Origin of the sequence: methanotrophic endosymbiont of Bathymodiolus puteoserpentis (Logatchev), from assembly GCF_900128525.1 — a bacterium.
Lineage (GTDB): Bacteria > Pseudomonadota > Gammaproteobacteria > Methylococcales > Methylomonadaceae > Methyloprofundus.
Genome location: NZ_FQTQ01000064.1, coordinates 111,459 through 120,794, shown reverse-complemented (window position 1 = coordinate 120,794; position 9,336 = coordinate 111,459). Strand labels below are relative to the sequence as shown.

Below are 9,336 nucleotides of genomic sequence, written 5' to 3'. Positions count from 1 at the left end.
CTAACTTATCAATCTGCTTTTGTTGCCAGGCAAGCACTTCCAACAGCACATCCACTAGCGGCGTGCGATCTTCTTCATTTATCTCTGGCAGTTTCGGTTTAGGCGAGTTCATAGAATATATTGTAAAGCAATTTTTTAATATTTGCCTGTGGATAATGAGAAGTTACTATAGTTGTTTGCATCTTCTTGATTTTAGTACCTGCATTGTTCCTATTTGCGTTTCATTAAAATACGCCGCACAAGCGATTAACCCTATGTTCTGAGTTGGGTTCACTACACCTTGGCTCGATTCATGTCCCCCCTAAAAAGCAACTTAGCTTAATTTTGTATATAATACTGACGATTTCTTATTCAGAAGCCAAGAGCTTTGATGAATGACTAGGAAGTAAGCTTGCCTTGCGCATACTTTAATTAATTTATAGCTTGTGACCTTCAAAAACAGCTAAGCCTTACGCCAACTTAAACTTTTCAATTGACCTTTCTTGCACTATGTTTGACACCATTATAATAGGCGCTGGCTTTGCTGGCTCTGTCTTAGCTGAACGCTTGGCAACACAAAAAAAACAGCGCGTGCTGGTTATTGATAAACGCCAACATATAGGCGGTAATTGCTATGATCGCTTCGATGATCACGGTGTTTTAATACACCAGTATGGCCCGCATTTATTTCATACAGATAATAAAGCCGTGTTTGATTATCTTAGCCAATTTACTCAGTGGCGACCGTATCAGCATGAGGTGCTGGGTTTTATTGATGGCCAACAAGTGCCGGTACCATTTAATCTTAATAGTTTGCATGCTTTATTACCGGCCTCTTTGGCGACTTCATTAGAGAAAAAATTAATTACGCGTTTTGGCTATGGTACGAAAGTTCCTATTTTAGAGTTACGTGAAATTGATGATGCCGAGCTTAAATTTTTGGCTGATTTTATTTACGAGAAAATTTTCGTTAATTATACGGCTAAGCAATGGGGCAAAAAACCTGAGGATATTAGCCCTGAGGTAACGGGCCGTGTGCCTGTCTTTATTTCCCGTGATAATCGCTATTTTCAGGATAAGTATCAAGCCATTCCTACACACGGCTATACCCGTATTTTTGAAAATATGCTAAATCATGCAAATATTAGCGTCATGCTTAATACTGATTTTAGCGATGTCTTTCGTCTTGATTTAGATTCGGGTGCTATGCAATTATTAGGCAGTGAATTTAAAGGTGAATTAATTTTTACAGGCTTAATTGATGAACTCTTTAAGGGCCGCTTTGGCGAATTACCTTATCGTTCGCTGAATTTTCAGTTTGAACATTTGCCTTGTGATCAGTATCAAGCTAAAACGACAATTAACTATCCAAATGATTATGATTTTACTCGGATTACGGAGTTTAAGCATATTAGTCAGCAGACTATTGCAGGAACAACTATAGTTAAAGAGTTTCCACAAGACTTTGAGCGCAATAATCCACTAAAGAATATCCCTTACTATCCGGTTTTTACTGAAGAGAATAAGGCTATCCTAGATCGCTATTTGAATTTTTCAGAAAAATTTGAGCACGTGACTTTGGTGGGACGTTTAGCTGAGAACCGCTATTATGATATGGATGATATCGTGGCGCGGGCTTTGGCTGTATTTGCTGATAAGTTCGAGTAGGGAACCTTAAAAAAATGAACTTAGCGGCTTTAGAGCACAGCAGCTATTAAGTTAAGAATAATAGCTGTAGGGCGCAGTGCTTTAACCTGCCTTCGTAGCCTAAAATAGCAGGCTAAAGCGCTGCGCCCCGATAAGTTCATTCTTTATAGCCAAATTATAATGATTGGGTATGAGAATTTTTATGAGATTCCTAGAACCCTAGAACCTAGCTCACCCCTCAGTTAAAAGAACATATTCATCTGTCTTTGTCCATTATTTTTTTGGCTCTCGACCACCACTTTAAATATAAGCAGCTTCAAGGAGTTACTATGAAGTATCACTTATTCATTAAATTTTTCTTTCTTACCACCCTAGTATTTTCCAGCTTAGTCACTGGAAGCCCAAGTCAAATAATGCCACGCATTATAGGTGGCACGACCTCTCAGGCAGATTTGTGGCCTTGGATGGCTGGCTTAACCCCTAAAAATGCTTCGGCTGCAGCGGTATTTTGTGGTGCCAGCCTTATTGCTAAAGACTGGGTGCTGACCGCGGGCCATTGTGTTGTTGGTCAGTCTCCCGCTGATTTTGATGTCATTATTAATCAAGCTCAATTAGATGCTGATACTGGCGAACGTATTGCCGTAGAGCGTATCGTGCTTCACCCACAGTATAATAGTATTACCTTAGATAATGATTTGGCTTTAATCAAATTAAAGTCTGCTTCGCAGATTCAACCTATTCAGCTAGTTTCGCCTTATTCTAATCAAGATGCACCTGGAAAATCAGCCTTTGCCCTAGGTTGGGGAGCTGTCATTAGTTCTGGAGATTTGTTTCCGTTGGATTTACGTCAGGTTGTATTACCTCTAGTGAGCAATACTACTTGTTCATTCAGCATGAACGAGGATATTAGTGACGATATGCTGTGCGCTGGAGATGGCCTAGGGTTGAGAGATACCTGCTCGGGGGATAGTGGCGGCCCTCTCATTGTTTTCGATTCTGAAAGCCATACTTGGCGACAAGCTGGCATCACTAGCTGGGGCAATGGCTGCGCAGAACTGGGAACTTATGGTGTCTATACGCGGACAAAAAACTATGCAGAATTTATTTCCAGTCAAATCTGTAGTGTCCAAGAAATCCCAGCCAGCCCATCGCTAAGACTCGATATTAATGCTAATATGGTCGGCCTTGATTGGAATAGTGGGAGTGGTGTGGCTAGCTATCGTTTAAATTATGCGCCTTATCCCGGTGCCCAGTATATTGCTAGCATGGATATGAACTTACTCACTCATTTTAATGCTGACTTAGTTTCAGGCAGTGCTTATTATGTTGCCATTACGAGCTACAACAATAATTGCTTGAGTGACTATTCAAATATTGAGCATTTTGTTATTCCTTAGGCTTGTAGCTTGTTTGTATCGTAGGGCGTGGCTTTAGCCCGCCAATACTATTGGCTCGAATTTAGGCGGGCTAAAGCCACGCCCTACAGTTATCAATATATCCTATGTTAGAACAATAAGATTTGAGCATTTAACCATCCCTATTATTTCACCCCTTAAACACCACTATTAGGCATTTTTTACTACATGAGTTCCCCTATTAAATTAAGTATTGTTTTCCTTAACTTTAATAAGTTAATAGAGACTCAGTTTACCTGCCTAGCACTACAGAAATTATGTTCTGAACGCCCTGATATTGAGCTGATAGCGGTCGATAACGGATCGAAGGATGGGACTAATGAATATTTACAGGCTCAAACCCATATAATCAGCATTTCCTTACCCGATAATACGGGTATTGCTGGATATAACATTGGCTTTAATCGTGCTCGCGGTCAATATATATTAGTCCTAGATGATGATTCTTGCCCTGCGAACCTTGCCGGTATAGATCATGCGCTAGCGCTATTAGAGCGACGTAAAGACATAGGCGTTATTGCTGCGCATATCCAAATGCCAGATGGCAGTCCACAATGGAGCTGGCATTTACCTAAAAATGCAGCCCCTGGTGTTTCACCTTTTTTCATTGGTTGCGGCTTTATCATCCGGCGTGATTTATTTGCTAAAATCGGCTGGTATCCTGATGATTTCTTTCTTTATCAAAATGAAATTGATGTTTGCTTTCAAGTGCGCCTGCAGGGCTATGAGATTTTTTATGACCCTGACTTTGTCGTTATTCACCGCGGCTCCCCAAGCCAACGACCAGGTTGGCGTAGAGTCTTTTTTCCGACACGCAATACTTTGTGGCTGATACGTCGTTATTATCCTCAGCCTCTAGCTACGTATATGCTTGGCTCGCGTATTATCATTGGCTTGGTACGTGCAATTTCTTTTCATGAGGTAAGGCATTATTGCAGAGCACTAAAAGCGGGATTATGCTCGCCTATACAAAAAACGATATTACCTTACCCCCTCCAGCAGCAAGGGAAATCTTTCTTTCGACAAAATAGCTTATTCCATCAATTATTAAAAAAACTGTAAATTACATACCGTTTTTTATAGCACCCAACCCTTTTAATTTTTATTGCTTATGACTTCACTTTCATTAAACTTTCCTAAGGTAGCGGCCGCTATTGTTACGTACAACCATCGCGTTCCTGTGTTAAAACTTATTGCCTCACTAGAACAACAAAATATCCCTACTTTTGTTACAGAAAACAATGGAGCAGACGGAGCCGCTGAAGCAATTCGCAAGCAATTCCCTCAGGTATCTTTATTAGAAAGCCCTGCTAATTTAGGAGGCTGCGGGGGGTTTAATTGTGCTGCGCTGGCTGCGTTATCCAGCGGCTGCGAGCACTTAATATTTATTGATGATGACGCTTTTCCAGAGGCGGATTGCATTGCTCAATTAACTGATTTTTTAGATACTCATCCTGAGTATATTTTTGCTGCTCCAAGCATTTATATTTCCTCTCAGCCCGATACACTCCAAGAAGCTGGAGGCGGTGTTAATTTTAACCGTACCAACCCCGTTGAAGCTTGGTATCGCTTTCAGGTAAACCCTGACTTACCCCCTATCTTAGATATTGATTATGCAAGTGCTTGTTGCCTTATGGTACGTGCGGATGCGTTACGCACAATGGGTGTATTGGATTGGGCTTATTTTATCTTTAGTGATGATGTCGATCTTTGCTTGCGGTTGCGTAAAACCTTTCATAAAAAAGGGGCTTGCCTGACTAATGCTAAAGCTTTTCATGATTTCCCTTGGGCAAAGCCTTTTGCCCCCATGCGTTTATATTTTTTCCAGCGCAATGGCTTACGTTTGATTGCTAATCATCGCGCAAAAGGAGAGTTAAAATCTCTCTTTATTGCTTTAATGCGTTTGAGCCGACGCATTTTTTATAGTGCTTTAGTGGGCGATGTTGAAATCAAACAGACTTTGGTGTGCGCCTTTAAAGATGCTTGGCAAGGGAAGTTTGGCAACTGGGACTCATGGATTACATTTGCCAAAAATCGTACGCAATTAAATGCTCATTTTTTTAAACAGCATGCAGTAAAACGAATTTTAATTGATATTTCTATTGAAGACTTTGAAGCAGACATTTTACGATCTCTCAAAACCTTACATAGCTCTGCAACTGTGGATATATTATGTGATGAACACCGTGCATCTTCGCATCAAGATAATCCAAGCTACACCCAAGTCTTTACCCGAAAAGTAGGATTTATTAAGCCCTTGTGTATTTTGCCCCGCTTATTACAACAAAAATATGATCTCGTTATTACAGATGCAACGATGGAAGCGAGGCGACCTAGTGCTATGTGCGGCAAACAAGCCGCAATTTTCCATAATGATGCGCTCTATTTAGCAGCCAGCCACCCTTATATTGCGGCGGTTGCACATTTAATTTCGTTACCTATTGGTCTATTAGCAGCATCATTCACACTGCATCATTTCCGCAAACCGTTTCCAGCAGGTACCCCACCAACGGAAGCCGGCGAGTTATTAAAAACTATCGGGATAAACCCTGAAGTAGGGCAGCCTTATGCTAGGTTAAAACCGGATGACTGACATTTATTATCCACCTGTTGCACCCGTACATTTAGGAGAGGGTGAACTAAGTGGTGGCTATCGAGCATGGTGCTTAGAACGTGAGAAACACGCACCTAGCCACTATCCTGTACGTCATCATAAACACTTATTGTTTTCTGTTGTTGTTCCTGTGCACAATCCGCCAGATCAATGGTTGCAAGAATGTATTAACTCGGTGCGCAGTCAGTTTTTTGCCGATTGGGAACTTATCTTAGCTGACGATGCCTCTGCGCCTGCGACTATTGCCTTATTACATAAAAACCAGGCGTTAGATGAGCGAATCAAGATCAGCTTAGCAAGCCAACAGTCGGGGATTTCTACTGCAACCAACCGTGCTGCGAGTATAGCTGCTGGAGAATTTCTAGTCTTTCTAGATCATGATGACCTTTTAAATCCTTATGCCTTATCTGCCTTTGCTCAGCGACTACAAAAAAAGACTGCAACTGATATTATTTATGCCGATGAAGATCGTTTTAATGCGGATTACCAACGCATACACCCAGGCTTTAAACCTGATTTTTCTTTAGAAAAGTTACTTTGTACTAATTATATACACCACCCTGTCGTGATGCGTCGCTCACTCTTTAATCGGCTAGACGGGTTAAGAAGCCACTATGATGGCTCTCAAGATTATGACTTATTATTAAGAGCGACTGAGCAAACATCACAGATACAGCATATTCCTGATGTACTGTATCATATGCGCTTACACTCTAACTCCTTAGCTGCAGGTGCGGCAGCAAAACCCGATGCACATGGTAAAGGCATTGCTGCTGTTCAAGATTACTTACAACGTCACAAATCACCAGCCATTATCAAAGTCACACCCTTTGAAGGTTATCATAATTTAAGCTACCCATTAGTACAGCGCCCTAAAACGTCTATACTTCTTTTGGCCGAAGCAGAGACATCTCAAGGTGATATTGAAGCGCTGTGGCAGCAACATAAAAATGACGAAATTTTAATCTGTCATAATAGCCATCATTCAATTCCCGAACGGCTTAATACCTTAGCCATTAAAGCACGCGGCGATATATTAATTTTTGCTGATGGCCAGCTACAACCAGAGCCTGAATGTATTACTGAATTATTAGGTCATTGCGTCCGTGAGCATATAGGTTTAGTCACAGGGAAGCTTCGCTATAGTGATCATAAATTATACAGTTGTGGGCTAACTTTAGGGCTGCGTGGCTGTGCTGGGCGTTGGCATTATGCTTGCCATGCCAATGATTTAGGTTATGGCGGGTGGATGGGCATTACCCATGAAGTTACTGCGGTCCCATGGCAATTAATGGCAGTCAAAAAAGATTTATTTATGCAGGCGGGATTATTTGATTGTGGCTATATCACACAAGGCTTTGACGTTCATTTAGCACTGCAATTAGCAAATCATAAAACACTAACTCATTTAGTATCTCCCCTAGCGCAAGCAAAATTTCCTTTCCCTTGCCCTCATCAGCACGCAGCTTGGCTTGAGCAAGATTTTAAACGGTTATGGCTATTTTGGAAAAATATACTTGATCAGCCCGATCCTTTTTACCATCCTAATTTAACAATTTATGATGAATCCATCAGTTTTATTAGCCCCTATGAATTAGAATGTAAAAGCTTAGGTTTCTTTGAAGCCTATGATAATTTAAGCTCCCAACTATTATGGCAATGCTTTAATTGCTAAATTCCAGTAAAAAATACCATCTTACAAGCCCATCAATTAAAAGGACATGATTTATGCATAGACAACTTCTGATAGGCACACTGCTAACTGTCGTTCTAACTCCTGCATTTTCTGCTCCTCATAGTGTCCATGCCTTACAAGCAAGCCCTACTATTGATGGCATAATCAATGAACAAGAGTGGCCTGGAAAACAAGCCGCCAACCTAAGCCGCGCCTTCCATGGTAAACGTGGCATTAAACTTTATTATGCTCACGATGCTAAGTATCTCTATCTTGCCGCTGATGTTGAAGACCAACAGCTTTGGGCCGATGGCTCAGGTAATGGCACAGGAAATATTTGGGACACTTTTGATGATGATTCTATTGAGTGGTATTTTGATTTAAACCTATCTAAAGAGACTCATTTACAAAGCACAGATCGCTTCCTTGCTTTAAATATCGGTAATTTTGCCAACCCTATTAGTAACGGTGTCCGCAACAATACATAAGATGGTAGACATACATCAAATCTATGGGTGATAATAAGTTTCCTAAGGTGTAAAAACCAACTTTTACGGAATTCAATTGCACGAAAAAGTGGCGCTCAGAGGGAAGGACAGGCGTTCTAATTGATTGAAAATAATGCAAAAAAAGGCTTGACAGGTCGAATAGGATTTGTTTGCGTATTACCATTTATAATCAGTCACTTACGCTTAAATAATGTCAAAAAGATTAGATAGCTTGCAATCCACACTGATGGATAACACCGTTTTGGGAGAATGGTTCTTGCCCATGCAAAAAGCCCTAGATAAAGTTCGCTTTTCACGCCAAAAATATTCTGTACTCTCTGCTGAGTTTTTTATTTTATTAGGCTGCTTACGTCAATTTCAGGGAACAAAGATACTACGAGAACAAATTCAATCTTTATTCGACATTGATGACACCGCTGAAAAAGCCCCCTTAGCCCGCTCAACATGGTCAGATGCATTAGCCAATTCATCACGCAGCAAAATATTGAAACAGGCTGTCCAAGTCTTGGTGACTTCTGCAAGAAATGAACTGCCCGACAGGTTTTCGGGAAAAGAAGAGTTGGGGATGCGCTCTATTTTTGCCATAGATGCGAGTTATCAAAATGAATCAAGTCATTATCAACCGATTTATCCAGGCCAGGGTGGGACTGATAATAAGAAAGGGCACATGAATATGACGACCTATGATATGCGAGCAGGGATTGCCATTGATAGTCAGACAGAAACTCGCTCTATTGATGAAATGCGCTTTATCAAAGAAAGCTGGGAAGGTTCTCACTGGACTTGCAAAAAAAATGCACTTTTTGTGGTTGACCGCGCCTTTATTGAAGCGCGTTATTGGGATTTACGTAAAACAAAATACGATGTGACAGTGATTACACGAATGAAATCGACTTTCAAATATCAAATTCTTGAGGAAAGTCATGTTGAACAGTCGGCAGTTAATGAGAATATTGTGTCTGATAGGAAAATTCAACTTAATAGCTCAAAACAAGTTTGGCGATTAATACAATTCGTATCGCCTGACGGCAAAGTTTATGAATATCTCAGTAATGATTTTACATTGTCACCTGGTATGATTGCTTTTCTTTATCACCGACGCTGGGATGAAGAAAAATATTTTGATAATTACAAAACAGATATGGCTAATGCCAAAGCATGGGGGAAATCACCTATTGCTATTGAGCAACAAGCTTTATTGGCATTGGTTACACATATACTCATGCGCTTATTTCTAAATAAAAAGGGACAGGAGATGGGCTTGGAAGAAGACCATCAAACACAACAAAAACGCCATGAAGCAAAAGAAACCGCATACTGTATTGACTGGGAAGGCAATTATAATCGTGCTTTTTTTAGAAAACTATCTAAGATTACCAAACAAGCTTGGCGGTTCTTAAAAAACAATTTCCTAAAGAAAAGCGCCACATGGCTCTTTGAGCGCAAGCTCCGACCTGTTTTGATGGCATATCTGTAATAAAATGTCGGACACCGTTA

General features: G+C 40.7%; 7 protein-coding genes. All 7 read left to right on the top strand.

Annotation, left to right across the window (positions count from 1 at the left end; genetic code table 11):
• Positions 1-489: 489 nt before the first annotated feature.
• The 7 genes from glf to BQ7314_RS06035 all read left to right on the top strand — a co-directional run bounded on the left by glf (position 490) and on the right by BQ7314_RS06035 (position 9,316).
• Complete coding sequence (glf, locus tag BQ7314_RS06065) at positions 490-1,647, top strand: UDP-galactopyranose mutase (RefSeq protein WP_174482804.1); 1,158 nt, start codon at positions 490-492, stop codon at positions 1,645-1,647.
• 308 nt (positions 1,648-1,955) lie between these two features.
• Complete coding sequence (locus tag BQ7314_RS06060) at positions 1,956-3,023, top strand: S1 family peptidase (RefSeq protein ID WP_174482803.1); 1,068 nt, start codon at positions 1,956-1,958, stop codon at positions 3,021-3,023.
• Positions 3,024-3,209: 186 nt separating this feature from the next.
• Positions 3,210-4,103, top strand: a complete 894-nt coding sequence (locus BQ7314_RS06055; protein WP_174482802.1) for a glycosyltransferase family 2 protein — start codon at positions 3,210-3,212, stop codon at positions 4,101-4,103.
• 49 nt (positions 4,104-4,152) lie between these two features.
• The gene (locus BQ7314_RS06050) at positions 4,153-5,634 is read left to right on the top strand and encodes a glycosyltransferase family 2 protein (RefSeq protein ID WP_174482801.1); all 1,482 of its coding nucleotides are present in this window, start codon (positions 4,153-4,155) and stop codon (positions 5,632-5,634) included.
• Positions 5,627-7,330, top strand: a complete 1,704-nt coding sequence (locus BQ7314_RS06045; protein WP_174482800.1) for a glycosyltransferase family 2 protein — start codon at positions 5,627-5,629, stop codon at positions 7,328-7,330. The genes BQ7314_RS06050 and BQ7314_RS06045 overlap by 8 nt, the downstream gene beginning before the upstream one ends.
• 53 nt (positions 7,331-7,383) lie before the next feature.
• Positions 7,384-7,818, top strand: coding sequence for a sugar-binding protein (locus BQ7314_RS06040; protein WP_174482799.1), 435 nt, complete (start codon positions 7,384-7,386; stop codon positions 7,816-7,818).
• 211 nt (positions 7,819-8,029) lie between these two features.
• Positions 8,030-9,316: a transposase gene (locus BQ7314_RS06035; protein WP_174482200.1), complete on the top strand. Its 1,287-nt coding sequence runs from the start codon at positions 8,030-8,032 to the stop codon at positions 9,314-9,316.
• The last annotated feature ends 20 nt before the right edge of the window (positions 9,317-9,336 follow it).